Here is a 26896-nt window from a genome sequence, read left to right on the forward strand (position 1 = left end):
CGGCGCTGGTGCCCTGGATCGGCGCGTTGATCGCGGCGCGCTCGGCGCCCTGGCGCTCGTTCTGCACCTTGCTGCGGATGCGCGGGAAGTGCGTCTTGCGCCCGAACAGGGTGGTGGTGAAGCCGCGCTCGCGCACGCCGGTCAGCGTCTCGGCGATGTAGCGGTTGATGCCGGGGAAGCGATCGAAATAGCGGTCGATCATTGACTGCGCCTCGTCCGACGAGATGTCGAGCCGGCCGGCGAGCCCCCAGCGGCTGATGCCGTAGAGGATCGCGAAGTTGATCGTCTTGGCGCGCGCGCGATTGTCGCGCGTCACCTCGCCGAACAGCTCCTGCGCGGTCAGGCTGTGGATGTCGTCGCCGTTCGCGAACGCCTGTTTCAAGGCGGGCACGTCGGCCATGTGCGCGGCGAGCCGCAGCTCGATCTGCGAGTAATCGGCGGCGAGGATGACGTGGCCGGGCCGCGCCACGAACGCGTCGCGGATCTGGCGACCGACCTCCTGCCGGATCGGGATGTTCTGCAGATTGGGGTCGGACGAGGACAGCCGCCCGGTCTGCGCCCCGGTCAGCGAGTAGCTGGTGTGGACGCGGCCGGTGTCGGCGTTGATCTGCTCCTGCAGCGTATCGGTGTAGGTGTTCTTGAGCTTGGTGAGGCCGCGCCAGTCGAGGACCTTGCGCGCGATCTCAGCTCCGGCCGAGTCCTTGTCGGCGGCGAGGCGTTCGAGTTCGTTGACGTCGGTCGAATAGACTCCGCTCTTGCCCTTGCGCCCGCCCTTCAGGCCCAGCCGCTCGAACAGCACGTCGCCCAATTGCTTGGGGCTGCCGATGGTGAAGGCGCCGCCCGCCAGGTCGTGGATCACCGTCTCCAGCCCGGCGATCTGCTCGGAGAAGTCGGCCGACAGCGCGGCCAGCCGCTCGCGGTCGACGGTGATGCCGCGCTGCTCCATCCGCGCGATCACGGGGACGAGCGGGCGGTCGACCATCTCGTAGACGCGGGTCGCGCTCTCCGCGGGCAGCCGCGGCTTGAACCGCCGCCACAGCCGCAGCGTCACGTCGGCGTCCTCCGCGGCGTAGCGGGTCGCGGCCTTCAGATCGACCTCGTGGAAGCCGAGCGCCTTCTTGCCGGTGCCGACCACGTCCTTGTAGGCGATGCACGAGTGCTGGAGGTGCGTCGCGGCGAGCTCGTCCATGCCGTGGCCGTGCAAGCCGGCGTCAAGGTCGAAGCTCATCACGATCGTGTCGTCGAGCGGCGCGATCGTCACCGCGCCCAGCCCCGCGGCGGCATAGGCGCGGTCGAGCACGATCAGGTCGTACTTGAAATTGTGCCCGACCTTTAGGACGCCGGCGTCCTCCAACAGCGGCCTGAGCTTGCCCAGCACCAGCGCGGTGTCGAGCTGCGCCGGGCGCTCGGCGAACATGTCGCTGCCGCCATGTCCTAGCGGAACATAGCAGGCACGGTTGGGGGCGAGCGCGATCGAGATGCCGACCAGGGTCGCGGCCATCGGGTCCTTGCCCGTCGTCTCGGTATCGAGCGCGACCCAGCCCTGGTGATGCGCGGCGGCGATCCACTCGTCGAGCTTGGCCTCGTCAACGACCGTCTCGTAGCCATCGTGGTCGCACGCGGGCTCGTCGTCGAACTGGACGCCGGGCACCTTCGCCTCGGGAACGGCCGCGTCGGCGACCTGCCCCAGCCGCGACAGCAGCGACTTGAAGCCGTGGTGTTCAAGGAACGCGCGCAGCGGTGCCTCGGGAATGCCCTTGAGCGCAAGATCCTCGAGCGGTTCGGGCAGCGGCACGTCGCAGGCGAGCGCGACCAGCCGCCGCGACAGCCGAGCGTTCTCGGCGTGTTCGAGCAGATTGTCGCGCAGCTTGCTCTTCTTCATCTCGGGCGCGGCGGCGAGCACGCCCTCGACGTCGCCGAACTCCTGGATCAGCTTGGCCGCGGTCTTGGGGCCGACGCCGGGGACGCCGGGCACGTTGTCGACCGAATCGCCCATCAGCGCCAGCACCTCGCCGACCTTGGACGGGGGCACGCCGAACTTCGCCTCAACGTCCGCCGCCATCAGCCGGCGGTTGTTCATCGTGTCGAGCATGTCGAGGCTGCCGTCCTCGACCAATTGCATCAGGTCCTTGTCCGACGACACGATGGTGACCTGCCAGCCTTCAGCCAGCGCCGCCTTGGCGTAGCTGGCGATCAGGTCGTCGGCCTCCCAGCCCTGTTCCTCGATGCACGGCAAGGAGAAGGCGCGGGTCGCGTCACGGATCATGGGAAACTGCGGCACGAGATCCTCGGGCGGCGGCGGGCGGTGCGCCTTGTACTGATCGTACATCTCGTTGCGGAAGGTGACCGAGGACTTGTCGAGGATCACCGCCATGTGCGTCGGGCCGTCCGCCTTGTGCAGGTCGTCCGCCAGCCGCCACAGCATCGAGGCGTAGCCATAGACCGCGCCGGCCGGCTCGCCGTGCTTGTTGGTGAGCGGCGGCAGGCGGTGATAGGCGCGGAAGATGTAGCCCGAACCGTCGACGAGGTAGAGATGCGGCATGGCCGACACTTAGGGGCTTTCGCCGCGGCGCGAAACAGGGGCGGCGCGATGATGTTGGTGCGTGGCGGATCGGCAACGCGGCCGATCACCTCACCCACGCGTCGCCCCGGACTTGATCCAGGGCCCCGCTTGTTCTCTCACTTGGGCAAGGAAGCGGGATCCCGGATCCGGTCCTGGATGACGGGAGAGGATCAGCCCTCGCTCGCATCCTCGCTGGCGCTCGCGCCCGCGCGGCCGCCGGTCAGCGCCGCGGCGACGTTCTGGATCAGCTGCTGGCGCACGCGCATCGGGGTGCGCGTGTCGCCGATCATCACCGCGACCGCGTAGCGCTTGCCGTCGGGCGCGGTCAGCAGCCCGACGTCGTTGAACCCGGCGTTGCGCCCGGCGAGTTCCTGCCCGGTGCCGGTCTTGTGCGCGATCTTCCACCCCGAGGGCAGCGCGGCGCGCAGCCGCGCGCGGCCGGTCACCGAGGCGCCCATCGTGTCGAGCATGACGCGGGTCGATGTCTCGGTCAGCAGCTCGCCGCGTGCCAGCCGCGCGAGCGCGTCGGCGATCGCCAGCGGCGCGGCGCCGTCGGGCGGATTGTCGATGTAGCGCTGCATCGCCGCCGCGCGCACGTCGGGCGCGAGCCGCGACCGTGCCGCCTCGAACCCGCGCCCCGTCGCCATCGACTGGTTCCAGGTGAGCCCGGCGGTGCCGCTCTGGAGCAGCCGCTCGCCCGGACCGAAGCGGATCGCGCCCAGCTGATGCTCGGCGATGAACGCGCGCACCGCGCTCGGTCCTCCGACCAGGGTGAGCAGCCGGTCGTTGGCGGTATTGTCGCTCTGCGTCAGCGCGCGCGTCAGCAGCCCCATGACGGTGGTGCGATAGCCCTCGCCGCGCACCACCGCGGCGATCGGCTGGTGAAACAATGTCAGGTCCTGCGGCGTGACGAGCACCGGGTCGTCGAGCCGGAGCTTGCCCGCGTCGCGCTGCGACAGGACGGTCAGCGCGACCCACAATTTGCTGACGCTCTGCTGCGGCAGGCTGAGCGCGCCGCCGCGCTGCACGGTCCAGCCGTCGTCCACCGCGCGGATCGCGGCGCCCGCCTTGCCGGGGAAGTCGGCTATCAACTGGTCGACGCGCGCGCGAAGTGCGGCGGGCGCGGCGTTGGTGACGGGCAGCGGGCGCGTGACGGGCACGGGCAGGCTGACGATCGGCGTGGCGTAGCTCTGCGTCTGCGCGGCCAGCGGTGCGCGGCCACCCGGATCGGGCACCACCCCGCCGCTGCACGCCATCACCAGCGCCGGCACGGCGGCCAGCCCGAGAATTCCAACCTTATTCATTCGCACCCGCACCTCGCCCGACGCCCAAGCGTTGCCCCGAGCCGAACGCGATCGGCAATGGCGGACGTGCGCGGTTGCGACCATTGACCTCATCCATGCGACGAGATGTTGTGACGCGGTCCCTCGCACGCAACACGAGCGGGCGCACAAGCGTCTGTGCGGCCATGCTTTTCACGGCACCAGCACGGTGTCGACCGCCGCCGGCAGCATGTCGGGATAGTCGAGCGTGAAGTGCAGCCCGCGGCTCTCGTGACGGTGGAGCGCGGCGCGGACGATCAGGTCGGCGGTCTGGATGAGGTTGCGCAGTTCGATCAGGTCGGCGGTGACGCGGAAATGGCCGTAATGCTCCTCGACCTCCTGAGTGAGCAGGTCGATGCGGCGCTTGGCGCGCTGCAACCGCTTGGTGGTGCGCACGATGCCGACGTAGTTCCACATGAAGCGCCGTATCTCGGTCCAGTTCTGCTTGATGACGACTTCCTCGTCCGAGTCGGTGACGCGGCTCTCGTCCCAGGCGCGGATCGCGGGCACCTCGGGCAAGCTGTCCCACGTTGCCGCGATGTGGCGCGCCGCCGCCTCGCCGTAGACGAAGCATTCGAGCAGCGAGTTGGAGGCGAGCCGATTGGCGCCGTGCAGGCCGCTCTCGGTACACTCGCCCGCCGCGTAGAGCCCGGGCAGATCGGTGCGCCCGTCGCGGTCGACCACGACGCCGCCGCAGGTGTAATGCTGCGCGGGCACGACCGGGATCGGCTGCACCGTCATGTCCAGCCCAAGCCCCAGCAGCTTCTCGTGAATGTTGGGGAAATGCTCGCGGACGAACGCGGCGGGCATGTGGCTGATGTCGAGGTGGACATAGTCGAGCCCGTAGCGCTTGATCTCCGCGTCGATCGCGCGCGCCACCACGTCGCGCGGGGCGAGCTCCATCCGGTCGGAGTCGTAATAGGTCATGAAGCGCTTGCCGGTCGCCGGGTTGATCAACCGCCCGCCCTCGCCGCGCACCGCCTCGGTGATGAGGAAGTTCTTGATCTCCAGATTGTAGAGGCAGGTCGGGTGGAACTGCATCATCTCCATGTTGGAGATGCGGCAGCCGGCGCGCCACGCCATCGCGATGCCGTCGCCGGTCGCGCCGCGCGGCGCGGTGGAGAACAGGTAGGTGCGCCCCGCCCCGCCGGTCGCCAGGATCGTCGCGCGCGCGGTGTGCAGCTCGACCGTACCCGACGCGCGGTCGAGCGCGTAGACGCCCCAGACGTTGCCCGCGCCCGAGTAGCGCTCTTCGTGCCGGCTGGTGGCGAGGTCGATCGCGCAGCGATCGGGCAGGAGCGTGATGTTGGGGTGCGCCTCCGCCGCGCGCTGCAGCGCCTCCTGCACCGCCCAGCCGGTCGCATCGGCGACGTGGACGATGCGGCGGTGCGAGTGCCCGCCCTCGCGCGTCAGGTGGAGCGCGCCGCCTTCTTCCGCGAAGGGGACGCCGAGCGCGCGCAGCCGCGCGATCGCCTCCGGCGCCGCGCCGACGACGAACTCGACCACGTCGCGGTCGTTCAGGCCCGCGCCCGCGACCATCGTGTCCTCGACGTGGTTGGCGAAGGTGTCGCCGGGTTCGAGCACCGCGGCGATCCCGCCCTGCGCCCAGGCGGTCGAGCCTTCGTTCAACGCCCCCTTCGCGAGCACAGTGACGCGGAAGCGATCGGCGAGGTTGAGCGCCGCGGTAAGGCCAGCCGCGCCCGAGCCGACGATCAGCACGTCGCTGCCCGCAGCGCTCACGCGGCGGCTCCGCGGTGCGGAAGGTCACGAAGGTCGCGCCGACTCGCGTGCGTGCGCGCGATGGCCGGTAAGGTAGGCACGAACGAGAAGGCGAGCGGATGCATGGCGCCAGCCTGTGCACCAAGTGGTTGACGTAGGACAGTCCCGGCGTGGCCGTTCAGGCGGGTTGGGCCTTCCGCTCCCGATCTGTCGAAAAAAAGGAACTGGGGGTAGGTCGACTGCGATGGCAATGCTTCGTGTCACACCTACCCACCCCCGGCCCCTCCCTTGCATGGAGGGGAGAAGATGCATGGTCAGGCTGGGCAAGCTCCGCACCGGCGGCTAATTGGCGCAGCGTAAACCGGGAGAAACGCATGTCCGCCTCGAACTCTGCCGTACGCGACCTCGCGTGGCCGCTGACGCTCGCCGCGGCGACGATCCTTGGGACGCTGGCGACCGCGTGCATGATGCCGTTCGTCGGGCTGGCGGTGGTCGCGGCGGCGACGATGCGGACGCCCGCGATGCTGGTGACGATCCTGGGCGCCTGGGGCGTGAACCAGCTGCTCGGCTTCGGCCTGCTCGGCTATCCGCTGGAGGGCTACGCGCTCGCCTGGGGCGTGGCGCTAGGGGCGGCGAGCGTCGCGGCGGGACTGTTCGCGCGTGCCGCCTTCGCGAGCGGCGTGACGCTGCCGCGCGCGCTGGCGGTGTTCGCCGCGGCGTTCGTGCTCGACGAGGCGTTGCTCTACGGCTTCGCGCTCGCGGTCGGCGGGACGAGCACGTTCACGCCCGCGATCGTTGCGCAATTGTTCGCCAACGACGCGCTGTGGTGCGGCGTGCTGGCCGCGCTCCACGTGGTGCTGACGCGCGCGGCGCCGCGCTGGTACGCGGCCGCGCCGCGCGCCGCATGAGCGCTCCCCCGCGCGTCGTCTCGCTGCTGCCGAGCGCGACCGAGATCGCGGTGGCAGTGGGCCTGGGCGAGCAATTGCTCGGGCGCAGCCACGAGTGCGACTTCCCGCGCTTCGTCGGCGACCTGCCGGTGCTGACCTCGACCAAGCTCGAGAAGGGGCTGACCTCGCTCGAGATCGACGTGCGCGTGCAGGAGATCGTGCGCCAGGGCCTGTCGGTCTACGCGGTCGACACCGAGCGGTTGCGCGACATCCGCCCCGACGTGATCCTGACGCAGTCGCAGTGCGCGGTGTGCGCGGTGACGCCCGCCGACCTGGTCGACGCGCTCGACCAGTGGACCGGCACGCAGCCGGTGCTGGTGTCGCTCGCACCCGACGACCTGTCGGACGTGTGGGGCGATTTCGCGCGCGTCGGAGAAGCTACCGGGCGCGAGGCGGAGGCCGCCGCGGCGGTGGCGGCACTCAAGGAGCGGATGGCGGCGCTGGAAGCGCGCGTCGCCGCGCGCGCCGAGCGGCCGAGCGTCGCCTCGATCGAGTGGACCGAGCCGCTGATGGCGGCGGGGAATTGGGTACCCGAGCTGGTCAGGATCGCGGGCGGCGAGCCGTTGTTCGCCGCCGCGGGGCAGCATTCGCCGTGGCTCGAATGGGACGCGCTGGCAGAGGCCGACCCCGACGTGATCGTGATGATGCCGTGCGGTTACCAGATCCCGCAGACGATGGGAGAGCTCGGCCCGGTGGTGAACCACCCGCGCTGGCGCGACCTGAGCGCGGTGCGCGCGAACCGCGTGTTCGTCGCCGACGGGCACCATTTCTTTAACCGCCCGGGACCGCGGCTGGTCGAATCGGCGGAGATCCTCGCCGCGTGCATCGATCCGGCGGAGCGGCGCGACGCGGGCGAGGGTTGGGTGCGGCTGCGCACCTAGCCCGCCCCCCCCAAGTCGTCACCCCGCGTTGGCGGCGCGGGTCAGGCTCAGGAACACGTCCTCCAGATCGGCCTCCCTGGTGGTCACGTCGACGATGCCCAGCCCGTCGCGCTGTACCGCGGCCAGCACCTCGCCCGCGTTCACCCGGTCCTTGGAATAGGTGATCTCCAGCGTGCGGGTGCCGCGCAGCACAATCTTCTCGAAGCACGACGCGTCGGGCAGGTCGGCGACGTCGCGGTCGACCGTCACCGCGACGACCTTCTCCTGCGCCTTGCCGACCAGTTCGGCGGTGGGCTCGTTGGCGATGACGCGGCCGCCGTTGATGATCGCGATCCGGTCGCACAGCTCCTCCGCCTCCTCGAGATAGTGCGTGGTCAGCACCACCGTCACGCCGGCGTCGTTGAGCGAGCGGACGTACGTCCACAATTGCTGCCGCAGCTCGATGTCGACGCCCGCGGTCGGCTCGTCGAGCACCAGCACCGGGGGCTGGTGGACCATCGCCTTGGCGACCATCAACCGCCGCTTCATGCCGCCCGACAGCGTGCGCGCGTACGCCCTCGCCTTGTCCTCCAGGTGGACCGCGCGCAGCAGCTCCATCGAGCGCCGCTCGCGCTTGGGCACGCCGTACAGCCCGGCCTGGATCTCCAGCGTCTCGATCGGCGTGAAGAAGGGGTCGAACAGGATTTCCTGGTTGACGATCCCGATCGACGCCTTGGCGTTGCGCGGGTGCTCGTCGATGTCGAAGCCCCAGATCGACGCGGTGCCACTGGTCTTGTTGACGAGGCCCGCCAGGATGTTGATCAGCGTCGACTTGCCCGCGCCGTTGGGGCCGAGCAGCCCGAACACGCTGCCGCGCGGCACGTCGAAGGTCACGCCGTCGAGCGCGCGCTTCGCCGCGGCGCCGGGCCCCGCGGCGGCGTAGGTCTTGCACAGGTTCTGGATCGAGATCGCGGCTTCGGTCATGTTCGGCGCGGTACGCCGATCGCAGGCCGCGCGCTAGGCGATGATTGCGAGTCGCGCGCGTGCTTGCTAACGCGCGGGTCATGCATCCGCCGCTCGAAGTCGTCCGTGTCTCGCAACCCCGCGTCGCCTGCGATGGTGCCAGCGACATTCCCGGCGGCGCGGCGCTCGGCCACCCGCGCATCTACCTCCAAATCGACGAGCACGGCTACGTCGACTGCGGCTACTGCGACCGGCGCTTCGTGTTGATCGGCGGTGCGGCGGATGGGGTGGACCAGTCGACGCTGCCCGACATCTCCGAAGGTGCCAGCCCCGACGTGCATTGAGCGCGCGCACCGGCTTTGCCATCACGCGCGGCCGTCCTATCTAGGATGACATGACCGCACTCGACCCCCGCTCGTTCCTGTACCGCGACTCGCTCGACCCCGACGCCGCGCGAGCGCTCACCGCCGACGCGCTGGCGAAGGCCGACGACGGCGAACTCTACCTGCAGTATCGCAAGGCCGAGGCGTTCGGGTTCGACGACGGGCGGCTGAAGACCGCGAGCTACGACACCAACGCCGGGTTCGGCCTGCGCGCGGTGTCGGGCGAGATGACCGCATTCGCGCACGCCAACGAGGTGAGCGAGGCCGCGATCAAGCGCGCCGCGGAGACGATGGCGCTGATCGACCCGTCGAGCACGCCCAAGGCGCAGCCGCCGCGCAGCACCAACCGCCACCTCTACACCGACGCCGACCCGCTCGACCTCGTCCCCTTCGCCGACAAGGTGAACCTGTGCCAGACGATCGACGCCGCGGCGCGCGCGCGCGACCCGCGGGTGGCGCAGGTGTCGGTCGGGCTGTCGGGCACGTGGAGCGTGGTCGAGATCGTCCGCGCCGACGGTTTCGTCGCCACCGACGTGCGCCCGCTCGTTCGCTTGAACGTCTCGATCGTGGTCGAGCAGAACGGCCGGCGCGAGACGGGCACGTTCGGCATGGGCGGGCGCTACCTCTACGACCAGCTGTTCGAGCCAGCGGCGTGGAACCGCGCGGTCGACGAGGCGCTGCGCCAGGCATTGGTCAACCTCGACTCGGTCGCCGCACCCGCGGGCGAGATGACGGTGCTCCTGGGGCCGGGCTGGCCGGGCATCGTGCTGCACGAGGCGATCGGCCACGGGCTGGAAGGCGACTTCAACCGCAAGGGGACGAGCGCCTTCTCCGGCCGGATCGGCGAGCAGGTCGCGGCGCGCGGCGTGACCGTGGTCGACGACGGCTCGATCGCCGACCGGCGCGGCTCGCTGTCGATCGACGACGAGGGCACGCCGACTGCGGAGACGATCCTGATCGAGGACGGCTTCCTCAAGGGCTACATGCAGGATCGCCTCAACGCGCGGCTGATGGGGGTCGAGCCGACCGGAAACGGCCGCCGCGAGAGCTTCGCGCACGCGCCGATGCCGCGGATGACCAACACCTTCATGAAGGCGGGCAAGGACGATCCGGCCGAGCTGCTCAGCCGGGTCAAGCGCGGCATCTTCGCGCAATCGTTCGGCGGCGGTCAGGTCGACATCGTGTCGGGCAAGTTCGTCTTCTCGTGCACCGAGGCGTATCTGGTCGAGAACGGTAAGATCGGCGCGCCGATCAAGGGCGCGACGCTGATCGGCGACGGACCCAGCGTGCTGACCAAGGTTGAGGGCGTCGGCAAAGACTTCGCGCTCGACGAAGGAATCGGCATGTGCGGCAAGGGCGGGCAGAGCGTGCCGGCGGGCGTGGGTCAGCCGACGCTGCTGATCGGCGGGCTGACGGTGGGCGGCACCGCGACCGCCTGAGCGGTCAGTAGCGGCCCAGCAACAGGTCGAGCGCGGCGCCGATCGCGTATTCGTGCTCGACCAAATTGGTGACGGGCTCGCGCAGCAACCGCGCCGCGACCGCACCGGATAGATGAGCCTGCATCGTGTAGGCCACGCCGCCAATTTCGAATACGGGCGTGAGGCGAGGATCGCCGACGGGGCGCTCGCTCTCCTCGACCAGCGGCGCGACGAAGCGGCTGTTCAACGTGCCGAACAGGTCGGACTGGCAATCCAGCCAATATCCGCCGTCCGGCGCCGAATAGACGTCGAAACGCGCCATCAGAACAGGCGATATTTCTCGAGCGGCAATCCGTTCTTCTCGACCCAGGCGTTATTGGCCTCGATCCACTCGCGATTGTCCTCGGCCCATTGGCGGTCGCGCTCGGCCTTGGTGGCCGTACGCAACGCCGCCTCGCAGGTCTGCGACAGGTTGATCCCCACCTCGCGCGCCGCGGCGACGACGCCGGTGTCGATCGACAGGTTGACCGCTTTGCGCTTGCCGGAGCTGATCGGATCGTGCTTCATGCGCGCAGATTATGCGCATGCCCCATGCGCGTCAACGTGAGGCACGTGCCATGGAGTTCTTCCCCGCGCTCACCCCCGAGCATCGCGCGTTCGTCGCGAAGCAGCCGGTGTTCTTCGTCGCGACCGCGGCGGCGGGGACGCGCGTCAATTTGAGCCCCAAGGGCATGGACAGCTTCCGCGTGCTGGACGAGTGTACCGTCGCCTACCTCGACGTCGCCGGATCGGGGAACGAGACCAACGCGCACCTGCTCGCCGACGGGCGCATCACGATCATGTTCTGCGCGTTCGACAATCCGGCGCTGATCTTCCGCATCTACGGCCGCGGCCGCCCGGTGCTGCCGCAGGATGACGAGTGGGCGGCACTCGCGGCCAACTTCACCTTGCTGCCGGGCACGCGGCAGATTTTCGTCGTCGCGGTCGATCAAGTGCAGACCTCGTGCGGCTGGGGCGTGCCGTACATGGCGTTCGAGCGCACGCGCGAGACGCTCAACAAGTACCACGAGAAGCACGACGACCAGGCGCGCTTCGCCAAATACGCTGTGCGCACGACCAGCATCGACGGGCTGCCGGTGCGCAATCCCACGGTTCCGGCCTGAGCGGATGGCGCTGGTCGAACTCGGTCGCTTCGACCGCAACCTCGCCAACATCATCGTCGGCCGGCTCGAGTCGGAGGGGATCGACGCGGTGGCGTTCGACACCGGCGCGTCGATCGCCGACGGCAGCTGACTGCTGATCCCCGCACGCGTCATGGTGGACGAGGACGACCTGTCACGCGCGCGACGGTTGCTCGACCCTGCCTGAAAAACAGGCAGCGGCGCGGCGCGCTGCCTAATTATTACCAGCGCGTTACGATCCTGAGCGCTTCCAAACCGCACTTCTCACCTTAAACTCATCTGGCACGGTCGTTGCGACGGCCCTTCTCGCTACAGGGAAGGGGGCGCGATGAAGCTGGTGATCGCCGTAATCAAACCGTTCAAGCTCGACGAGGTGCGCGAGGCGCTGACCGCGATCGGCGTGGCGGGCATGACCGTGTCCGAGGTGAAGGGCTTCGGTCGCCAGAAGGGCCAGACCGAGATCTACCGCGGCGCCGAGTACAGCACCAACATGGTGCCCAAGATCAAGATCGAGGTCGTGTGCGCGACCGGCATGGCCGAGCGCGTCGTCGAGGCGGTGCAGGCCGCCGCCAACACCGGCGCGATCGGCGACGGCAAGATCTTCGTGCTCGATGTCGGACAGGCGGTACGCATCCGCACCGGCGAAACCGACGACAACGCACTCTGACGGGGGTTGGGGAATGAAGCGATTAATTGAATATTTCAGCCTGGCAGCGGCGGGCGCGGCGATGACCGCGGCGCTGCCCGCCTGGGCGCAGACCGGCGGCCCGGTGCGCGCGCCCGCCGCCGCGGCGATGACCGGCATGGTCAACAAGGGCGACACGACCTGGATGCTGATCTCATCGGCGCTGGTGCTGATGATGTCGGTGCCCGGGCTCGCGCTGTTCTACGGCGGGCTGGTGCGCACCAAGAACATGCTCAGCGTGCTGATGCAGGTGCTGATGATCGTCAGCGTCGCCTCGCTCGTCTGGGTGTGCTGGGGGTACAGCATGGCGTTCACCAGCGGCAACGCCTTCGTCGGCGGCTTCTCCAAGGCGTTCCTGCAAGGCGTCGACGCGACCACGCTGGCGGCGACCTTCTCCAACAACGTCTACATCCCCGAATATGCGTTCATCTGTTTTCAAATGACCTTCGCGTGCATCACGCCCGCACTGATCGTCGGCGCCTTCGCCGAGCGGGTGAAGTTCACCCCGCTGATCATCTTCACCGTGCTGTGGCTGACGATCGTCTATTTCCCGATGGCGCACATGGTGTGGTACTGGGCGGGTCCCGACTTCCTCGCCGACAATCCGACCGACGCCGGCCTCCTCTACGGCTGGGGCGCGCTCGACTTCGCGGGCGGCACCGTGGTGCACATAAACGCCGGGATCGCCGGGCTGGTCGGCTGCCTGATCATCGGCAAGCGCCGCGGCTACAAGGCCGAGCCGATGCCGCCGCACTCGCTCACCATGACGATGATCGGCGCCAGCCTGCTGTGGGTCGGCTGGTTCGGGTTCAACGCGGGCTCCAACCTGGAGGCGAACGGTGTCGCGGCAGTCGCGTTCATCAACACCTTCGTCGCGACCGCGGCGGCGGCGGTCGCCTGGGCGGTGATCGAGCAGGTCGTGCACAAGAAGCCGTCGCTCCTGGGCGGGGTGTCGGGCGCGGTCGCGGGACTGGTCGCGATCACGCCGGCGGCGGGGTTCGCGGCGCCGATGACCTCGATCCTGCTCGGCTTCGCTGCATCGGCGGTGTGCTTCTTCTTCGTGACCACGGTGAAGAACCGCCTCGGCTACGACGACACGCTCGACGTGTTCGGCATCCACTGCGTCGGCGGCATCATCGGCGCGATCGCGACCGGGATCGTCGCGGACCCGGCGCTCGGCGGGCAGGGCTGGTTCGATTACACGCAGTTCCCGTCGGTCGCCGGCGAGTACGACATGGCGGCGCAGGTGGTGACGCAGATCAAGGCGGTGCTGCTGACGCTGGTGCTGTCGGGCGGCGTGTCCGCGATCCTGTTCCTGGGGCTCAAGGCGACGATCGGGCTGCGTCCCACCGCCGAGGTCGAGGCGGAAGGCCTCGACATCAACGAGCACGGCGAGCGCGCCTACAATTATTGACGGCTTTTCGGCGGCGGGCGGTGCTCGTCGCCACCACGATGTTCCTCCTGCGGACACCACCTCGCACCCGGTACGGCGACGTACCGGGTTTTTTTGCGCCTGCCCGCCTGCTCCAAGATGCGCGTTTCGCGGTTCGTGCGCGATTTCGCGAAGGTATCACGGAGAGCGCCGCGACGGCGCGACCCTCTGCGGCTTGAGCCAGGCGCCCCGACGCACGATATGGCATGCGTGACCAATGATCCCCGAGTGCAGCGCGCGATCCAGATCGCGCTGGTGCTGTTGTTCGTCTCCGTCGCCGGCTCGATCGCGCTCGCCGCGGCACTGCTGCGTGGCTGAGGCGCGCGCGGCGCCATAACGAAACCGCGCCCGTGCGGGGTGCACGGACGCGGTTCGCGTCGGTCGACGGTGTGTCGGCTTAGTTGGCGCCCGATGTCCGCACGTTGCCGTTGATGCCGGCCGGGAAGAACCCGCCTGCGTTCACCGCGGTCCGCGTCAGGTACACGACGTTCAGCACCTGCTGCGGCGTGCGGCCGAGCACGAAGCCGTTGTTGTTGGTCGGCACCAGATTGGCGGTGGTGGCGTCGCCGATGTCCTGATCGGTGTCGCTCGCGCCGTCCAGGCCGTCGCGCGCGTCCGATATCTGCTTGATCCGGGTGTAGATCGTCGGCGCTGCCAGTCCACGCTGCCACAGCGACGAGCGGATCACGCCGTCGTGGTAGGATTCGGTCGCCAGGATACCCGCCGCCGCTTCCAGGAAAGTCTTGTTGCTGATCAACCGCGCCGCGCCGCGATAGGCGCTGACGCCGACGTCGGTCAGCAGGTAGGAACCGATCAGGAAGTTCTCGTCGCTCGCGAACGGATCGAAGATGTCGCTCGCCCCGACCACGCCCGCCGCGCGCGCCGCCGCGGTGAAGGCGCCGACCGCGGTGCCGCCGGGCGTCGTGACGCTCGCCGAACCCGACAGGTTGAGCGACGCCTGCGCCGCCGCCGACGCACCCAGCGCGGTGCGCAGGAACGTGACGTGCGCGACCTCGTCCGCCGCGATCTCGCGCGCATATTGCGCGATGATCGGATCGGTGAAGGTCACCTGACGCGCCGCGCCCGCGCCGCTGCCCGTGATCACCGCGCCCTGCGTGCCGGTACCCGTCTGCAGGCCGCCCGCGATCCCCTGCCCCGTCGTGGCGTAGGAATAGTAGTTGGCCTCGAGATACTCGAGCTGCAGCGCGAAGTTGAGCACGTCGACGTCGGTCACGGTGCCCGTGGTCGGCGTCGGGGTCGGCGACGGCGCCGGAGCGGGGGTGAAGTCGTTGTCCTCGTCGCATGCCGCCAGCAGCGACAGGCCACCCGTCATCACCGCCGCGCCGCCGCACAGCCGCATGAAGCTGCGACGCGCGCTGCGCTGGTGCTCGACGCGCTCGATCATCTCGATCAGGCTGGTTTCGTTGCTCATCTGCCCCCTCCTCAGTTCGCGCCGGAGCGCGTGAGCGCGGCGTTGGGGTTGTTGGTGCCGTTGGGGAAGAAGCCGCCCGACGTCGCCTGCATGCGCGTCAGGTAGACGATGTTGTGCACCTGCTCGGACGTGCGGCTGAACGTGCGGCCGTTGGCGTCGGTCGGCACGAAGTTCGAGACCAATTGCCCGTTCACCGTCATCGGCGAGATGCCCTGGTCGGAATCGGCGACGATGTTGGGAGGCCCGGCCGAGACGCGCGTCCCGTCCAGCGTGTCGCGCGCGTCGGAGATCTTGTCGGCGTTGGTGCGCAGCGCGGGCGTCGCGACGCCGCGCGCGTAGAGCGCGCTGCGGATGATCCCGGCGTGGAACGCTTCCGCCGCCAGGATGCCCGCCGCCGCGTCGATGATGTCGACGTTGGTGAGCAGCGGCGACGCGCCCTGGTAAGCGGTGACGCCGACGTCCTCGAAGATATAGGCGCCGAGCAGGAAATTGTCGTCGTTGGCGTAGGGATCGAACACGCCGCCGCTGGCCGTCAAATCGATCCCCGCCGCGGTCGCCGCCGCGGTGAACGGGCCGCCCGCCGCGCCCGAGATGTTGATCGCGGGCTGCGCCACCGCCGCGTTGCCGAGCGTCGCGCGCAGCGCGGCGACGTGCGCCAACTCGTCCGCCGCGATCTCGCGCGCGTACTGGATCACGGTGCGGTCGGTCAGGTTCGCCTTGCGCCCGCCCGTCACCGCGCCCTGCCGGCCGGTGCCGGTCAGCTGCGACGCGGGCAGCCCCTCGCCGTTGACCGCGTAGACGTAGAATTGCGCCTCGAGATACTCGAGGTTGAGCGCGAGATTGAGGATGTCGCTGTCGCTCGGTGCCGCGGTCTGTGCGCGCGCCGTGCCGGCGAAGCCCAGCGACGCCGCACCGCCGGCTGCCAACGCACCGACGCTGAGCGCGTGCCGGAAGAATTCGCGACGGTCGTCGCGCCGCCTCACGCGTCGATCGAGCGCCTCGATCAACTCTGCACTATCGGCCATTCAGTGTCTCCCTAGCCTGTGCCGACCCGCGCATCGCTGACCTCTCGCGGCGCTTGAAACGATGCCGGCAATACTGTCCAACGCTCAGGCGACCGCTTCGCTCAACCGGACACGATCAAACTTTTCGATTATTTCGCCTGTTCTGAACGATTCAGCCGGCGGTCGGGCGCGCCGTCCGTCCCCTCTGTCCTTCACCCCGCGCTTGCTGCTATGCGCGCGAGCGGACGATCCGCATGCCGCACCGGCACCGGATCGCGGGACCGGCGACGACGCGCGTTGGCCTCACCTTTGCCTCACCTTTCGCGCCCGACCCAGGACCATCATGACCTCGCCCCGCCGTACCTTCGCGATCATCTCCCACCCCGACGCCGGCAAGACCACGCTGACCGAGAAGCTGCTGGTCGCCGGCGGCGCGATCCACTTGGCGGGCGAGGTCAAGGCGCGCGGCGCGAACCGGCGCGCGCGCTCCGACTGGATGAAGATCGAGCAGCAGCGCGGCATCTCGGTCACCTCGTCGGTGATGACGTTCGAGCGGGGCGGAATCACCTTCAACCTGCTCGACACGCCGGGGCACGAGGACTTCTCGGAGGACACGTACCGCACGCTGACCGCGGTCGACTCCGCCGTCATGGTGATCGACGCCGCGCGCGGCATCGAGGCGCAGACGCGCAAGCTGTTCGAGGTGTGCCGGCTGCGCTCGGTGCCGATCATCACCTTCGTCAACAAGGTCGACCGCGAAGGCCGACCGGTGTTCGAGCTGCTCGACGAGATCGCCGACATGCTCGCACTCGACGTCGCGCCGATGAGCTGGCCGATCGGCATGGGCGGCGAGTTCGAGGGCGTGCTCGACCTGGAGACGGGCGGGGTCAGCCGGCCGGAGGGCGACAGCCGCAACTTCCAGGGCCGCGTCGACACCGACGTGACCTTGTCCGAGCGGTTCGCGGAGGAGGTCGAGCTGGCGCAGGCGGGCTATGCCGAGTTCGACGCGGAAGCCTATCGCAACGGCGATTTGACCCCGGTCTATTTCGGATCGGCGTTGAAGGATTTCGGCGTCGCCGAGCTGATCGACGCGCTCGCGCGCCACGCACCGCCCCCGCGTCCGCAACCGGCCGAGCCCGCGCCGATCGCGCCCGAGGCGGACGAAGTGACCGGGTTCGTGTTCAAGGTGCAGGCCAACATGGACCCCAACCACCGCGACCGCATCGCGTTCATGCGGTTGTGCTCGGGCACGTTCAAGCGCGGCATGAAGCTGACGCCCACGGGGCACGGCAAGCCGATCGCGGTTCACTCGCCGATCCTGTTCTTCGCGCAGAACCGCGAGGTCGCCGACGAGGCGTTCCCCGGCGACATCATCGGTATTCCCAACCACGGCACGTTGCGCGTCGGCGATACCCTGTCTGAGCGCGCCGACATCCGCTTCACCGGCCTGCCCAATTTCGCGCCCGAGATCCTGCGCCGCGTGGCGCTCAAGGACCCGACCAAGACCAAGCAGTTGCGCAAGGCATTGGACGACATGGCCGAGGAAGGCGTGACGCAGGTCTTCTACCCAGAGATCGGGTCGAACTGGATCGTCGGCGTCGTCGGGCAGTTGCAGCTCGAGGTGCTGATCAGCCGATTGGAGGCGGAGTACAAGGTCGCCGCCGGGCTCGAACCCGCGCCGTTCGACACCGCGCGTTGGGTCACGGGCGACGCGGCCGACCTGAAGGCGTTCGCCGACGTCAACCGCGGCGCAATGGCCAAGGACCGCGACGGCAACCCGGTGTTCCTGGCCAAGAGCGCGTGGGAGATCGGCTACGTCGCCGACCGCTACCCCAAGGTCCGCTTCAACGCGACGCGCGAGCGCTAGGGCTAGCTACGCCTGCTTCCACGCCCGTCATTTCGGCCTTGAGCCGGGCATCCCGCTTCTGGTTGATCGGACACAAGCGGGACCCGGGATTAAGTCCGGAGTGACGGCAGAATAACCGAGTCCTCTGGCGTCCCCGCACCGGCGGTGTAGCATGCGCCCATGCTGCTCGCCCTTCTCGCCGCCGCGCTACAGGCGCTGACCCCGCCGCCGCAGGCGACCCCCGCCGCCCCGATCGCGACCCGCGCGGCGACGACGCCGACGACCGCGAGCCAATGGCCCACCCGCGAGGCCGACTACATCGCGCGCGACTTCGCCTTTCGATCGGGCGAGCGGATGGGCGCGCTGAGACTCCACTACACAACGCTCGGCACCCCGCACCGCAACGCCGCGGGCGAGATCGACAATGCGGTGATGGTGCTCCACGGCACCGGCGGCACCGGCAAGCAGTTCCTCCAGCCCCAGTTCGCCGACCGGCTCTACGGCCCCGGCCAGCCGCTCGACATCACGCGCTTCTTCGTGATTCTGCTCGACAATATCGGGCACGGCGGGTCGTCCAAGCCCTCCGACGGCCTGCGCATGGCGTTCCCGAAGTACGATTACGACGACATGGTCGCCGCGCAGCACCGGCTGCTGACCGAAGGCTTGGGCATCAAGCACATGCGGCTGATCATGGGCACGTCGATGGGGTGCATGCACGCCTTCATTTGGGGCGAGACCTATCCGACGTTCGCGCACGCGCTGATGCCGCTGGGGTGCGAGGCGGTGCAGATCGGCGGGCTCAACCGCATGTGGCGGCAACTCGCGATCGACGCGATCACCAGCGATCCGGCGTGGATGGCGGGCAATTACACCGCCGAGCCGACGCAGGGCATTCGCGGGGCGGCGTCGCTGCTGTTCGTCGCGGGCGGTGCGCCCTTGTGGATACAGGTCAATTACCCGACGCGCGACGCCGCCGCGACCTACGCGCGCGAGCGGGTGACCGCCTCGATAAAGGGGATCGACGCCAACGATCTGATCTACCAGCTCGATTCGTCGCGCAATTACGATCCCTGGCCACGGCTGGAGGCGATCACCGCGCCGACGGTGTGGATCAACTCGGCCGACGACTTCATCAACCCGCGCGGCTTCGCCTACCCGGCGGAGGCGGTGAAGCGGATGAAGGACGCGACGTTCCGGCTGATCCCGGAGACGCCCGAGACGCGCGGACACGGCACGCACACCTGGGCCAGATTCTGGGAAGGCGATCTCGCCGCGCTGCTGAAGCGGACCGAGTAGCTTGCGGCGCGTCGGGGTGGGTTCTACCTCGCCGTCCATGATCCGCTTTCTTGCCGCCGTCCTCCTCGCCCCCCTGCTCGTCGCGCCTGCCGCGGCGCAGCGCGCCGACCGCGCGACGCCGGGCTGGGTGCGCGTCCGGCTGGAAACCGCCGACGGCCCGATGGTGATCGCGCTCGCCGCGAAGAAGGCGCCGGCGACCACCGCCAATTTCCTCCGCTACGTCGACGACGGGCGGTTCGACGGCATCTCTTTCTACCGCACCGCCAAGAACAAGCGCGACCCGCGCTACGGCTTCATCCAGGGCGGCATCCGCACCGACGCGCGCCGCTTCCTCGACACGATCCCGCACGAGTCGACCAGGAAGACCGGGATCAAGCACCTCGACATGACGATCTCGATGGCGCGGATGGGGCCGCCGGGATCGGCGAACGGCAATTTCTTCATCACCGTCGGCGCGCTGCCTTCGATGGACTGGAGCCCGAGCAACCCCGGCTACGCCGCGTTCGGCCGCGTCGTAGCGGGACAGGCGACGGTCCGCCGTATACTGGCCGAGCCGGTCGGCGGGCAGATGCGCGGCACGCTGATGCTGCGCCCGGTGCGCGTCAACCGCGCGGTCCGGCTGGACGGCAAGCCGCAGCCGACCGGACGCCCGCGGCCGTGGCTGATCGAGCGGCGGCGGGAGGGCTGAGGAGGGCGCTGAACCTTCCCGGTCGATAGCTCGTTGATCGCCCGAGGAGACGAGCGATGCCCGATCAACCCAACAAGCCCGGCGGCGATTTCGAGCGCGACGACAAGGTGCGCGACGCCGCCGACGAGCAGGCGGTCAAGAACCAGGGCAAGGCCAAGCCCGACGATTACCCGGAGCCCGCGAGCGGGGACCAGGTGGAGTGATCCGCCGCCGGCTGGTGGTGACCGGCCGCGTGCAGGGCGTGTTCTTCCGCGACTGGACCGTCGAGCAGGCGCGCGGGCTCGGGCTCGACGGCTGGGTGCGCAACCGCGCTGACGGCTTGGTAGAGGCGGTGATCTCGGGTGCGCCCGAAATGGTTGCGGCGATGATCGAGCGCGCGCGGCAGGGATCGCCGGCGTCGCGGGTCGACGACGTCTCGGTGAGCGACGACACGTCCGGCGAGGTGCTGGACGGGTTCGAGAAGCGCCCGACTTGCTGAACGCGCCTTGTTCCGGGCGCGCGCCTCAGTCGAACCCCGACAGGAACGCCGCGACGTTCAGACCCAGCGCGTCGATCGCGTAGCCGCCCTCCATCACGATCGCGGTCGGCAGTCCGAGCTTCGCGATGTCGCGCGCCAGGATCGGGTAGTCGTCGGTGGTCAGCCGAAACGCGCTGATCGGATCGCCCTCCCACGTGTCCGCGCCGAAGCTGACGACGAGCAACTCGGCCCCGAACCGCGCGATCGCCTCAAGCGCCGTCGCCTGCGCGGCGCGGAACGCGTCGATGCGCGTGCCCTGCGGCAGCGGCAGGTTGAGCGTCGCATCCTGCCCGTCGCCCTCGCCCACCTCCTCGGCGTGGCCCCAGTAGAACGGATAGTCGGTCGCGGGATCGGCGTGCACCGAGACGTAGAAGACGTCGCCGCGATCCCAGAAGATGTCCTGCGTGCCGTTGCCGTGGTGATAGTCGATGTCGAGCACCGCGACGCGCGCGCATCCGGCGTCCCGCGCCGCCTGTGCTGCGACCGCCGCGACGTTGATGTGGCAGTAGCCGCCGCAGTAATCGCGCCCCGCGTGGTGGCCGGGCGGGCGGCACAGCGCGAAGGCGGCGCGCTCGCCCCCGAGCAGCGCGTGCGTCGCGGCGAGTGCCGATTGTGCGCTGGCGTAGCCCGCTGCCCAGGTCTGGCGCGTAAGCGGCGTGGTCGCGTCGAGCGAGTAGCGCCCGAGCAGCGCGTCGATTCGCGACAGCGCGAGCGGGCGGCGACCAACGATCGGAAAAGCGTAGGGGATCGCCTGACCGGGGCGGCCGGCCTCCTGCCACAACTTGGCCGCATCGCGCAGGAAAGCGAGGTAACCCGCCTCGTGCACCGCTTCTATCGGCGCGATACCGTGGTCGCGCGGCTGTTCCGCACCGCCGATCGCGTCGAGGATCGCCCCCGCGCGCGAAGGCTTCTCCGCGTAACCGGTGAACGCGCCGTTGTGGAGTTCCTGCGCGGGCGCGTGGGTGGCCTGCGCGGGCGAGAAGAAGCGCCTCACGCCCGCGGCACCGCGCGGCGGAAGGTCGCGCCCCGACACGCATGCGCGCGCGAGCGGTCGGAGAGGCAGGCGAATGGGAATATCATGCCGCCCTCATGCCACGCCGAGCGTCCGCAGGACACCGGGCGACGACCGCGTCACGCAGGCGTCACGACCGAAGCGGCGTCGCGAACCGCTCAGGCCGGCGCGACGCGGTTCCGTCCGTGTTGCTCGACCGCGAACGTCACGCCCCAGATCGTGAGCCCGGCGAGCGCCAGCGCGCTGCCGACGTAGCCGGTCGACGCCCAGCCGTACCCGCCCGCGATCGCCAGGCCACCCGCCCACGGCCCGATCGCGTTGGCGACGTTGAAGGCCGAGTGGTTGAGCGCCGCCGCCAACCCCTGCCCGCTGCCCGCCACGTCCATCAGCCGCGTCTGGAGCACGGTGGCGAGCGCACCGCCGCAGCCGATCGCGAACACGCAGGCGGTGATCGCGAGCAGGTTGCCACTCACCCACGGGTACAGCGCGAGCACGCCCGCCGACCAGATCAGCAGCACGCCCGCGGTCGGCATCAGCGCGCGGTCGGCGAAGCGCGGTACGAACAGATTGCCCGCGATCAGCCCCGCGCCGAACACCGCCAGCACCAGCGGCACGACCGCGTCCGAGGCCCCCGTGACCTGCGTCAGCGTCGAGGCGAGGTAGGTGTAAACCGCGAAAAGCCCGCCGAAACCGATCGCGCCGATCGCGAGCGTCAACCACACCTGCCCGTTACGCAGCGCGGCGAGTTCGCGCAGCGGGCTGGCGTCGCGCTCGGGCCGGTCGTGCGGCGCGAAGGCGGCGACTAGCGCGGCGGTGATGAGTGCGAGCGCGGCGACCACGCCAAACACGTAGCGCCAGCTGAGCCACTGGCCGAGCAGCTTGGCGAGCGGCACGCCGACGATCGTCGCAACCGTCAGCCCCAGCATGACGCGCCCGACAGCGGTGGTCCGCCGCCCGGGCATCAGCGACGCGGCGACGAGTGCGGCGACGCCGATAGGCACCGTGCGGCAACCCCGCAATGAAGCGGAACGCGAGCATCGCGTTGTAGCCGGGCGCGAACGCCGAGAGCGCGTTGCCGGCCGCGAACATGAGCATGAGCATGATCAGCGCGCTTCGCCGCGGAACGCGGGCGAGCACCACCGCCAGCGTCGGCGCGCCGACCACCACGCCCAGCGCGTAGGCGCTGATCAGATGGCCGACCGCGGGCGCGTCGACGCCCAGCCCCTGCGCGAGATCGGGCTCCAGGCTCATCGCGGCGAACTCCGCCGTGCCGATCGCGAACCCGCCGACCGCGAGCGCGAGGTGGACGAGGCCGATAGGCGCGGTGGGCTTCAGGGTCGAGGCAGGCGCGCGTTGCTGCATTGCAGCATCAGATGCGGGCTGGGGTGGCGGGGTGCAAGATCGAATGCGAGGGGTTGGCTGAAGCGTAACGGGCTCCCATCCACGAAAGGAAGGAACTGGGGGTGGGTCGGGAAGACGCTAGCGCTTACCCCGTATGAATGTCACCGGCCGCACCAACCCACCCCCGACCCCTCCTTTCAGGGAGGTGAGTAGGGAGCGGGCAAGGAGGCCGCCGCGGGAGAAGCCCGCGTCGTCGGACGGGTTCGGCTGGTGCCGACCCGCCGGCCGGCTCGGCCCTTGCGACGCTACGCGCGCACCGGCGCGGACGTGGCCGCGCCTACGGCCTCGGCGATCAACCTGCGCGTGTTCTCCACCCCGTACAGCTTGATGAAGCTTCCCATCCGCGGCCCCTGCGACGAGCCCAGCAGCGTCTCGTACAGCGCCTTGAACCAGTCGCGGAGCGAGTCGAACCCGCCGGTCTTGCCGATCTCGTAGACCTCGTTCTGGATGTCCTCCGCGCTCGCGTCCGCCGGCAGCGCGGCGAGCGCGGCGTCGAGGCGGTGGAGCGCCTCGACTTCGACGCCCTCGGGTGCGCGACGCTGCAAGGTCGGGGCGATGAAGTCGCGGTGGTAGGCGAGCGCGTGGCCGATCAGCCGGTCTAGCTCGGGATAACGCCCCGCCGACGCGTCGGGGACGTAATTGGCGAGATAGGCCCACACCTGCTCGGGCGTCGCGCCCTCGCCCATTACGCCGACCAGGTTGAGCAGCAGTCCGAAGGTCACCGGCAACTCGCCCTCGGGCAGCTTGCCGTCGTGGATGTGGTGCACCGGGTTGCCGAGCCGTTCCTTGGTTACCTGGGCCGCGTAATTGCTCCGGAACTGCCAGTACTCGTCCACCGCGCGCGGGATCACGCCCATGTGGAGCTGCTTGGCCTTCTTCGGCTCGCGGTAGGCGTAGAAGGCTAGGCTCTCCTCCGGGCCGTAGGTCAGCCACTGCTCGAGGCTCAGGCCATTGCCCTTCGACTTGGAGATCTTCTCGCCGTTCTCGTCGAGGAACATCTCATAGTTGAACCCCTCCGGCGGTCGCCCGCCGAGCACGCGCGCGATCCTGGACGATTGCGTCACCGAATCGATCAGGTCCTTGCCCGCCATCTCGTAATCGACGCCGAGTGCGACCCAGCGCATCGCCCAGTCGACCTTCCACTGGAGCTTCGACATGCCGCCCAGCGCGCTCTGCTCGACGCGCTCGCCCGTCGCCGGGTCGGTGAAGGCGATCGTGCCCGCCTCGGCTTCGACCACCTCGACCGGCACCTGCAGCACCACTCCGGTCGTGGGGCTGATGGGCAGGATCGGCGAGTAGGTCGCGCGGCGCTCGGCACGGAGCGTCGGTAGCATCACGTCCATTAAGCCCTCGAAGTGACGCAGCACGCCCTTCAACGCCGCATCGAAGCGACCCTGCGTGTAATAGTCGGTCGAGGAGACGAACTCGTAGTCGAACCCGAAGCGGTCGAGGAATTGCCGCAGCATCGCGTTGTTGTGCGCGGCGAAGCTGTCGAACTTGTTGAACGGATCGGGGATGCGCGTCAGCGGCTTGCCGAGGTGCTCGGCGAGCATCGCGCCGTTGGGCACGTTGTCGGGCACCTTGCGCAACCCGTCCATATCGTCGCTGAACGCGACCAGCCGGGTCGGCTGGTCGGACAGCGCGTGGAACGCCTGGCGCACCATCGTGGTACGCAGCACCTCGTTGAACGTGCCGATGTGCGGCAGCCCCGAGGGACCGTAGCCGGTCTCGAACAACACGGCGTCGCCGTTCGGCTTGCCCTGGGGATAGCGTTTGAGGAGCTTGCGCGCCTCCTCGTACGGCCAGGCTTTCGATTCCAGTGCGGCGGATCGGAGTTCGTCGTTCATGGTGCGGTGCGACGTAGCGATAAGGCCACAACAACGCTATATGCGCGAACACAATGGCTCCGTGGTCCGCGCTTCTCCTGTTCCTCGTCACCGTCGTGCTGATGGAGGGTTTCGCCTACGCGATGCATCGCTGGGTGATGCACGGCCCCGGCTGGTTCCTGCACAAGAGCCACCACCGTGCGCGCGACGGACATTGGGAGCTGAACGACCTCTACGCGGTGATCTTCGCCGTGCCGTCGATCGCGATGATCTACGGCGCGCTGCATTACGGCTGGTGGCCGGGCCTGATCTGGATCGGCGCGGGCGTCGCGGCCTACGGGATGATCTATTTCGGGTTCCACGACGTGATCGTCCACCGTCGTATCCCGACGCGCTACCTGCCCCGCGGTGCCTACATGAAGCGGATCGTGCAGGCGCACCGCCTCCACCACGTCGTCGAGACGCGCGAGGGCAACGTCAGCTTCGGCTTCATCGTCGCGCCCAAGCCCGAGGACCTCAAGGCCGAGCTCAAGCGGCGCGGGCGCAAGGGCGTACGGCGGTCGAGCGTGCCCGACCGGATGGCGCCCGGCCACGCGGCCTTTGCCGAAGATTAACCCTTTCGGGGCATGACTCGAGGCCATGGAACCCGCGATCCCCATTCCTGATTCGACCGACGCCGAGGAACATCGCCACGCGCTGCGTCGTGCGGTGAAGATGAAGGCGCACCTGCGCGACCGCGGCAACACGCGGTTCGAGATCGACGTGGTCGACCTGTCGGTCACCGGTTTTCGCGCGCAGACCAGCTTCACGCTCTGGCCGGGGACGACCGTGTGGCTGACGCTGCCGGGCCTCGCCGCGCTGGAGGCGGTGGTCGCGTGGCGCGACAAGTTTAGGTACGGGTGCGCCTTTTCGAAGCCGCTGCATCCGGCTGTTTTTGATCATATCGTGGCGCTCGGCGAGCGGTAAGCGCGACCGCGTCGCGCTGGTCGCGCCAGCGAACCGCTCGCCCGGACGGCGTGCCGGCACAGCCGGACACGGCCGACGACGCGGGCTTGGCCAGCGTATCTCTTTTCTGCTCTTCTGAAGAGCTGTCTGCTCGCAAGCGGCGCTGGCGCGGAAAGAAGACCCACGCGGGCCAAGCCCGCGTCGTCGGCCGGATCAGGCTGGCGCCTGCCCGCCGGCCGTGCCGATGGCTGCGCTGCGCGCATCGGCGCGGACGTGGCCGCGCCTGCCATCGTCAGTCAAACAGACTACTAACACTAGTCTCATCCGCGATCCGCTTGACCGCCTCTGCCAGTAGCGGAGCGATCGTCAGGTGCCGGATCTTCTCCGCCTTCCCGATCGACTCGTGGTTTCCGATTGACTCGGTGATCACCAGCTCGCGGAGCGACGACCCCTCGACCCGCGCGACCGCGCCGCCCGACAGCACGCCGTGCGTCACGTAAGCGACGACGTCCTCCGCCCCCGCCTCGCGCAGCGCCGCCGCCGCGTTGCAGAGCGTGCCCGCCGAATCGACGATGTCGTCGATCAGCACGCAGAAGCGGCCCTCGACGTCGCCGATGATGTTCATCACCTCCGATTCGCCCGCGCGCTCGCGCCGCTTGTCGACGATCGCGAGCGGGGCGTTGTCTAGCCGCTTGGACAGCGCGCGGGCGCGCACCACGCCGCCGACGTCCGGAGATACCACCATCAGGTTCTTGTCGCCGAACCGCGTGCGGATGTCCGCGCTCATCACCGGCGCGGCGAACAGATTGTCGGTGGGTATGTCGAAGAAGCCCTGGATCTGCCCGGCGTGCAGGTCGACCGACAGCACGCGGTCGGCGCCCGCGGTGGTGATCAGATTGGCGACCAGTTTCGCCGAGATCGGCGTGCGCGGGCCCGGTTTGCGGTCCTGCCGCGCGTAGCCGAAATAGGGCAGCACCGCGGTGATCCGCTTCGCCGACGCGCGCTTGCACGCGTCGATCATGATCAGCAGCTCCATGAGGTTGTCGTTGACCGGGTAGCTGGTCGACTGGAGCAGGAACACGTCCTCGCCGCGGACATTCTCCATGATCTCGACGAAGATCTCCTCGTCGGCGAAGCGCCTGACCAGCGCCTCGGTGAGCGGCACCTCGAGATAGTCCGAGATCGCGGTGGCGAGCGGCAGGTTGGAGTTGCCGGTCAACAGCTTCATGGCGTGGGTCCCCTTCGCGCGCCGGCTTTAGCCGCCACGCGCGCGATGGCAATGGCTGCCGGACGTTGGGCTACCGCCCCTGCGCGCGCCAGCGGGCGATCGTGCGCTGGACGATCTGCTGCTCGTCGCCTACCTCGCGCCACAGTTCGGAGAACACCGGATCGGCCGAGGCCGGGCGCTTCGCCTCCTCCAGCGTGTCGAGCATGACGCGCACCGGGATCGACACGC

Annotated in this window: 26 protein-coding genes and 1 pseudogene; 15 read left to right on the forward strand and 12 right to left on the reverse strand. The window is 69.2% G+C overall.

What is annotated here, in order from left to right; genetic code table 11:
- The 3 genes from polA to nadB form a co-directional block, all read right to left on the reverse strand.
- Nucleotides 1-2542 (reverse strand): DNA polymerase I (gene polA / locus ACFDS6_RS13615; RefSeq protein WP_375272654.1); only part of this gene is annotated, 2542 nt, incomplete at its 3' end.
- A 191-nt stretch (nucleotides 2543-2733) separates the two neighbouring features.
- Nucleotides 2734-3867, reverse strand: coding sequence for a serine hydrolase (locus ACFDS6_RS13620; protein WP_375272655.1), 1134 nt, complete (start codon nucleotides 3865-3867; stop codon nucleotides 2734-2736).
- A 171-nt stretch (nucleotides 3868-4038) separates the two neighbouring features.
- Complete coding sequence (gene nadB / locus ACFDS6_RS13625) at nucleotides 4039-5625, reverse strand: L-aspartate oxidase (RefSeq protein ID WP_375272656.1); 1587 nt, start codon at nucleotides 5623-5625, stop codon at nucleotides 4039-4041.
- A 353-nt stretch (nucleotides 5626-5978) separates the two neighbouring features.
- Here nadB and ACFDS6_RS13630 point away from each other — a divergent pair, with 353 nt between their 5' ends.
- The gene (locus ACFDS6_RS13630; protein ID WP_375272657.1) at nucleotides 5979-6512 is read left to right on the forward strand and encodes a hypothetical protein; all 534 of its coding nucleotides are present in this window, start codon (nucleotides 5979-5981) and stop codon (nucleotides 6510-6512) included.
- Nucleotides 6509-7432 carry an ABC transporter substrate-binding protein gene (locus ACFDS6_RS13635; RefSeq protein WP_375272658.1) on the forward strand — a complete coding sequence of 308 codons (924 nt, stop codon included), beginning with the start codon at nucleotides 6509-6511 and terminating at the stop codon, nucleotides 7430-7432. Before ACFDS6_RS13630 ends, ACFDS6_RS13635 begins: the two co-directional genes overlap by 4 nt.
- 18 nt (nucleotides 7433-7450) lie before the next feature.
- Here ACFDS6_RS13635 and ACFDS6_RS13640 read toward each other — a convergent pair whose 3' ends face one another.
- Nucleotides 7451-8395 carry an ABC transporter ATP-binding protein gene (locus ACFDS6_RS13640; protein ID WP_375272659.1) on the reverse strand — a complete coding sequence of 315 codons (945 nt, stop codon included), beginning with the start codon at nucleotides 8393-8395 and terminating at the stop codon, nucleotides 7451-7453.
- 80 nt (nucleotides 8396-8475) lie between these two features.
- Here ACFDS6_RS13640 and ACFDS6_RS13645 point away from each other — a divergent pair, with 80 nt between their 5' ends.
- Both ACFDS6_RS13645 and tldD read left to right on the forward strand, forming a co-directional pair.
- Nucleotides 8476-8718 (forward strand): zinc-finger domain-containing protein, encoded by a 243-nt coding sequence (locus ACFDS6_RS13645; protein ID WP_093006286.1) that lies wholly within the window; start codon nucleotides 8476-8478, stop codon nucleotides 8716-8718.
- Between the two features lie 50 nt (nucleotides 8719-8768).
- Complete coding sequence (gene tldD / locus ACFDS6_RS13650) at nucleotides 8769-10196, forward strand: metalloprotease TldD (protein WP_375272660.1); 1428 nt, start codon at nucleotides 8769-8771, stop codon at nucleotides 10194-10196.
- A 4-nt stretch (nucleotides 10197-10200) separates the two neighbouring features.
- On the opposite strand, the gene ACFDS6_RS13655 is transcribed toward tldD, so the two are convergent.
- Nucleotides 10201-10497 carry a CcdB family protein gene (locus tag ACFDS6_RS13655; RefSeq protein WP_375272661.1) on the reverse strand — a complete coding sequence of 99 codons (297 nt, stop codon included), beginning with the start codon at nucleotides 10495-10497 and terminating at the stop codon, nucleotides 10201-10203.
- Nucleotides 10497-10742: a type II toxin-antitoxin system CcdA family antitoxin gene (locus ACFDS6_RS13660; protein WP_375272662.1), complete on the reverse strand. Its 246-nt coding sequence runs from the start codon at nucleotides 10740-10742 to the stop codon at nucleotides 10497-10499. Before ACFDS6_RS13660 ends, ACFDS6_RS13655 begins: the two co-directional genes overlap by 1 nt.
- Before the next feature lie 50 nt (nucleotides 10743-10792).
- Here ACFDS6_RS13660 and ACFDS6_RS13665 point away from each other — a divergent pair, with 50 nt between their 5' ends.
- From ACFDS6_RS13665 to ACFDS6_RS13680, 4 genes are all read left to right on the forward strand, one after another.
- Nucleotides 10793-11338, forward strand: coding sequence for a pyridoxamine 5'-phosphate oxidase family protein (locus ACFDS6_RS13665; RefSeq protein ID WP_375272663.1), 546 nt, complete (start codon nucleotides 10793-10795; stop codon nucleotides 11336-11338).
- A gap of 4 nt (nucleotides 11339-11342) precedes the next feature.
- On the forward strand, nucleotides 11343-11468 hold the full coding sequence (locus ACFDS6_RS13670; protein ID WP_375272664.1) for a hypothetical protein: 126 nt from the start codon (nucleotides 11343-11345) through the stop codon (nucleotides 11466-11468).
- Nucleotides 11469-11684: 216 nt separating this feature from the next.
- Nucleotides 11685-12023 carry a P-II family nitrogen regulator gene (locus ACFDS6_RS13675; RefSeq protein ID WP_375272665.1) on the forward strand — a complete coding sequence of 113 codons (339 nt, stop codon included), beginning with the start codon at nucleotides 11685-11687 and terminating at the stop codon, nucleotides 12021-12023.
- A gap of 13 nt (nucleotides 12024-12036) precedes the next feature.
- Nucleotides 12037-13455 (forward strand): ammonium transporter, encoded by a 1419-nt coding sequence (locus ACFDS6_RS13680; RefSeq protein ID WP_375272666.1) that lies wholly within the window; start codon nucleotides 12037-12039, stop codon nucleotides 13453-13455.
- 415 nt (nucleotides 13456-13870) lie between these two features.
- Here ACFDS6_RS13680 and ACFDS6_RS13685 read toward each other — a convergent pair whose 3' ends face one another.
- On the reverse strand, nucleotides 13871-14905 hold the full coding sequence (locus ACFDS6_RS13685; RefSeq protein WP_375272667.1) for a ferritin-like domain-containing protein: 1035 nt from the start codon (nucleotides 14903-14905) through the stop codon (nucleotides 13871-13873).
- 11 nt (nucleotides 14906-14916) lie between these two features.
- Nucleotides 14917-15930: a ferritin-like domain-containing protein gene (locus ACFDS6_RS13690; protein ID WP_375272668.1), complete on the reverse strand. Its 1014-nt coding sequence runs from the start codon at nucleotides 15928-15930 to the stop codon at nucleotides 14917-14919.
- 322 nt (nucleotides 15931-16252) lie between these two features.
- Between ACFDS6_RS13690 and ACFDS6_RS13695 the strand changes: the two genes are divergently transcribed.
- The 5 genes from ACFDS6_RS13695 to ACFDS6_RS13715 all read left to right on the forward strand — a co-directional run bounded on the left by ACFDS6_RS13695 (nucleotide 16253) and on the right by ACFDS6_RS13715 (nucleotide 20217).
- Nucleotides 16253-17776, forward strand: coding sequence for a peptide chain release factor 3 (locus tag ACFDS6_RS13695; RefSeq protein ID WP_375272669.1), 1524 nt, complete (start codon nucleotides 16253-16255; stop codon nucleotides 17774-17776).
- Between the two features lie 159 nt (nucleotides 17777-17935).
- Nucleotides 17936-19051 carry an alpha/beta fold hydrolase gene (locus ACFDS6_RS13700; RefSeq protein ID WP_375272670.1) on the forward strand — a complete coding sequence of 372 codons (1116 nt, stop codon included), beginning with the start codon at nucleotides 17936-17938 and terminating at the stop codon, nucleotides 19049-19051.
- Nucleotides 19052-19088: 37 nt separating this feature from the next.
- Nucleotides 19089-19739: a peptidylprolyl isomerase gene (locus tag ACFDS6_RS13705; RefSeq protein WP_375272671.1), complete on the forward strand. Its 651-nt coding sequence runs from the start codon at nucleotides 19089-19091 to the stop codon at nucleotides 19737-19739.
- 56 nt (nucleotides 19740-19795) lie between these two features.
- Complete coding sequence (locus tag ACFDS6_RS13710; protein WP_375272672.1) at nucleotides 19796-19942, forward strand: hypothetical protein; 147 nt, start codon at nucleotides 19796-19798, stop codon at nucleotides 19940-19942.
- Complete coding sequence (locus ACFDS6_RS13715) at nucleotides 19939-20217, forward strand: acylphosphatase (RefSeq protein WP_375272673.1); 279 nt, start codon at nucleotides 19939-19941, stop codon at nucleotides 20215-20217. Before ACFDS6_RS13710 ends, ACFDS6_RS13715 begins: the two co-directional genes overlap by 4 nt.
- A 25-nt stretch (nucleotides 20218-20242) precedes the next feature.
- Here ACFDS6_RS13715 and ACFDS6_RS13720 read toward each other — a convergent pair whose 3' ends face one another.
- From ACFDS6_RS13720 to ACFDS6_RS13730, 3 genes and pseudogenes are all read right to left on the reverse strand, one after another.
- Nucleotides 20243-21250, reverse strand: coding sequence for a histone deacetylase family protein (locus tag ACFDS6_RS13720; RefSeq protein ID WP_375272674.1), 1008 nt, complete (start codon nucleotides 21248-21250; stop codon nucleotides 20243-20245).
- A gap of 176 nt (nucleotides 21251-21426) precedes the next feature.
- A pseudogene (locus ACFDS6_RS13725) lies at nucleotides 21427-22630 on the reverse strand (MFS transporter).
- A gap of 284 nt (nucleotides 22631-22914) precedes the next feature.
- Nucleotides 22915-24516, reverse strand: a complete 1602-nt coding sequence (locus ACFDS6_RS13730; protein WP_375272675.1) for a lysine--tRNA ligase — start codon at nucleotides 24514-24516, stop codon at nucleotides 22915-22917.
- A 53-nt stretch (nucleotides 24517-24569) separates the two neighbouring features.
- Here ACFDS6_RS13730 and ACFDS6_RS13735 point away from each other — a divergent pair, with 53 nt between their 5' ends.
- A complete protein-coding gene (locus ACFDS6_RS13735) occupies nucleotides 24570-25109 on the forward strand; it encodes a sterol desaturase family protein (RefSeq protein ID WP_375272676.1) in 540 nt (179 codons plus the stop codon).
- Between the two features lie 25 nt (nucleotides 25110-25134).
- On the forward strand, nucleotides 25135-25461 hold the full coding sequence (locus ACFDS6_RS13740; RefSeq protein WP_375272677.1) for a PilZ domain-containing protein: 327 nt from the start codon (nucleotides 25135-25137) through the stop codon (nucleotides 25459-25461).
- A 271-nt stretch (nucleotides 25462-25732) separates the two neighbouring features.
- On the opposite strand, the gene ACFDS6_RS13745 is transcribed toward ACFDS6_RS13740, so the two are convergent.
- On the reverse strand, nucleotides 25733-26668 hold the full coding sequence (locus ACFDS6_RS13745; RefSeq protein ID WP_375272678.1) for a ribose-phosphate pyrophosphokinase: 936 nt from the start codon (nucleotides 26666-26668) through the stop codon (nucleotides 25733-25735).
- Nucleotides 26669-26896: the final 228 nt, after the last annotated feature.

Source organism: Sphingomonas sp., from assembly GCF_042095875.1.
Taxonomy (GTDB): Bacteria; Pseudomonadota; Alphaproteobacteria; order Sphingomonadales; family Sphingomonadaceae; genus Sphingomonas.

Excerpts from the sequence above, each read along its gene's own strand:
- ACFDS6_RS13665 (WP_375272663.1), top strand. The coding sequence starts at position 10,793 with ATGGAGTTCTTCCCCGCGCTCACCCCCGAGCATCGCGCGTTCGTCGCG.
- ACFDS6_RS13620 (WP_375272655.1), bottom strand. The coding sequence starts at position 3,867 with ATGAATAAGGTTGGAATTCTCGGGCTGGCCGCCGTGCCGGCGCTGGTG.
- ACFDS6_RS13690 (WP_375272668.1), bottom strand. The coding sequence starts at position 15,930 with ATGGCCGATAGTGCAGAGTTGATCGAGGCGCTCGATCGACGCGTGAGG.
- ACFDS6_RS13685 (WP_375272667.1), bottom strand. The coding sequence starts at position 14,905 with ATGAGCAACGAAACCAGCCTGATCGAGATGATCGAGCGCGTCGAGCAC.
- ACFDS6_RS13645 (WP_093006286.1), top strand. The coding sequence starts at position 8,476 with ATGCATCCGCCGCTCGAAGTCGTCCGTGTCTCGCAACCCCGCGTCGCC.
- ACFDS6_RS13660 (WP_375272662.1), bottom strand. The coding sequence starts at position 10,742 with ATGAAGCACGATCCGATCAGCTCCGGCAAGCGCAAAGCGGTCAACCTG.
- ACFDS6_RS13740 (WP_375272677.1), top strand. The coding sequence starts at position 25,135 with ATGGAACCCGCGATCCCCATTCCTGATTCGACCGACGCCGAGGAACAT.
- ACFDS6_RS13735 (WP_375272676.1), top strand. The coding sequence starts at position 24,570 with ATGGCTCCGTGGTCCGCGCTTCTCCTGTTCCTCGTCACCGTCGTGCTG.
- ACFDS6_RS13700 (WP_375272670.1), top strand. The coding sequence starts at position 17,936 with ATGCTGCTCGCCCTTCTCGCCGCCGCGCTACAGGCGCTGACCCCGCCG.
- ACFDS6_RS13745 (WP_375272678.1), bottom strand. The coding sequence starts at position 26,668 with ATGAAGCTGTTGACCGGCAACTCCAACCTGCCGCTCGCCACCGCGATC.
- ACFDS6_RS13710 (WP_375272672.1), top strand. The coding sequence starts at position 19,796 with ATGCCCGATCAACCCAACAAGCCCGGCGGCGATTTCGAGCGCGACGAC.
- tldD (WP_375272660.1), top strand. The coding sequence starts at position 8,769 with ATGACCGCACTCGACCCCCGCTCGTTCCTGTACCGCGACTCGCTCGAC.
- ACFDS6_RS13675 (WP_375272665.1), top strand. The coding sequence starts at position 11,685 with ATGAAGCTGGTGATCGCCGTAATCAAACCGTTCAAGCTCGACGAGGTG.
- ACFDS6_RS13680 (WP_375272666.1), top strand. The coding sequence starts at position 12,037 with ATGAAGCGATTAATTGAATATTTCAGCCTGGCAGCGGCGGGCGCGGCG.
- ACFDS6_RS13705 (WP_375272671.1), top strand. The coding sequence starts at position 19,089 with ATGATCCGCTTTCTTGCCGCCGTCCTCCTCGCCCCCCTGCTCGTCGCG.
- ACFDS6_RS13730 (WP_375272675.1), bottom strand. The coding sequence starts at position 24,516 with ATGAACGACGAACTCCGATCCGCCGCACTGGAATCGAAAGCCTGGCCG.
- ACFDS6_RS13655 (WP_375272661.1), bottom strand. The coding sequence starts at position 10,497 with ATGGCGCGTTTCGACGTCTATTCGGCGCCGGACGGCGGATATTGGCTG.
- ACFDS6_RS13670 (WP_375272664.1), top strand. The coding sequence starts at position 11,343 with ATGGCGCTGGTCGAACTCGGTCGCTTCGACCGCAACCTCGCCAACATC.
- ACFDS6_RS13635 (WP_375272658.1), top strand. The coding sequence starts at position 6,509 with ATGAGCGCTCCCCCGCGCGTCGTCTCGCTGCTGCCGAGCGCGACCGAG.
- ACFDS6_RS13695 (WP_375272669.1), top strand. The coding sequence starts at position 16,253 with ATGACCTCGCCCCGCCGTACCTTCGCGATCATCTCCCACCCCGACGCC.
- ACFDS6_RS13630 (WP_375272657.1), top strand. The coding sequence starts at position 5,979 with ATGTCCGCCTCGAACTCTGCCGTACGCGACCTCGCGTGGCCGCTGACG.
- ACFDS6_RS13640 (WP_375272659.1), bottom strand. The coding sequence starts at position 8,395 with ATGACCGAAGCCGCGATCTCGATCCAGAACCTGTGCAAGACCTACGCC.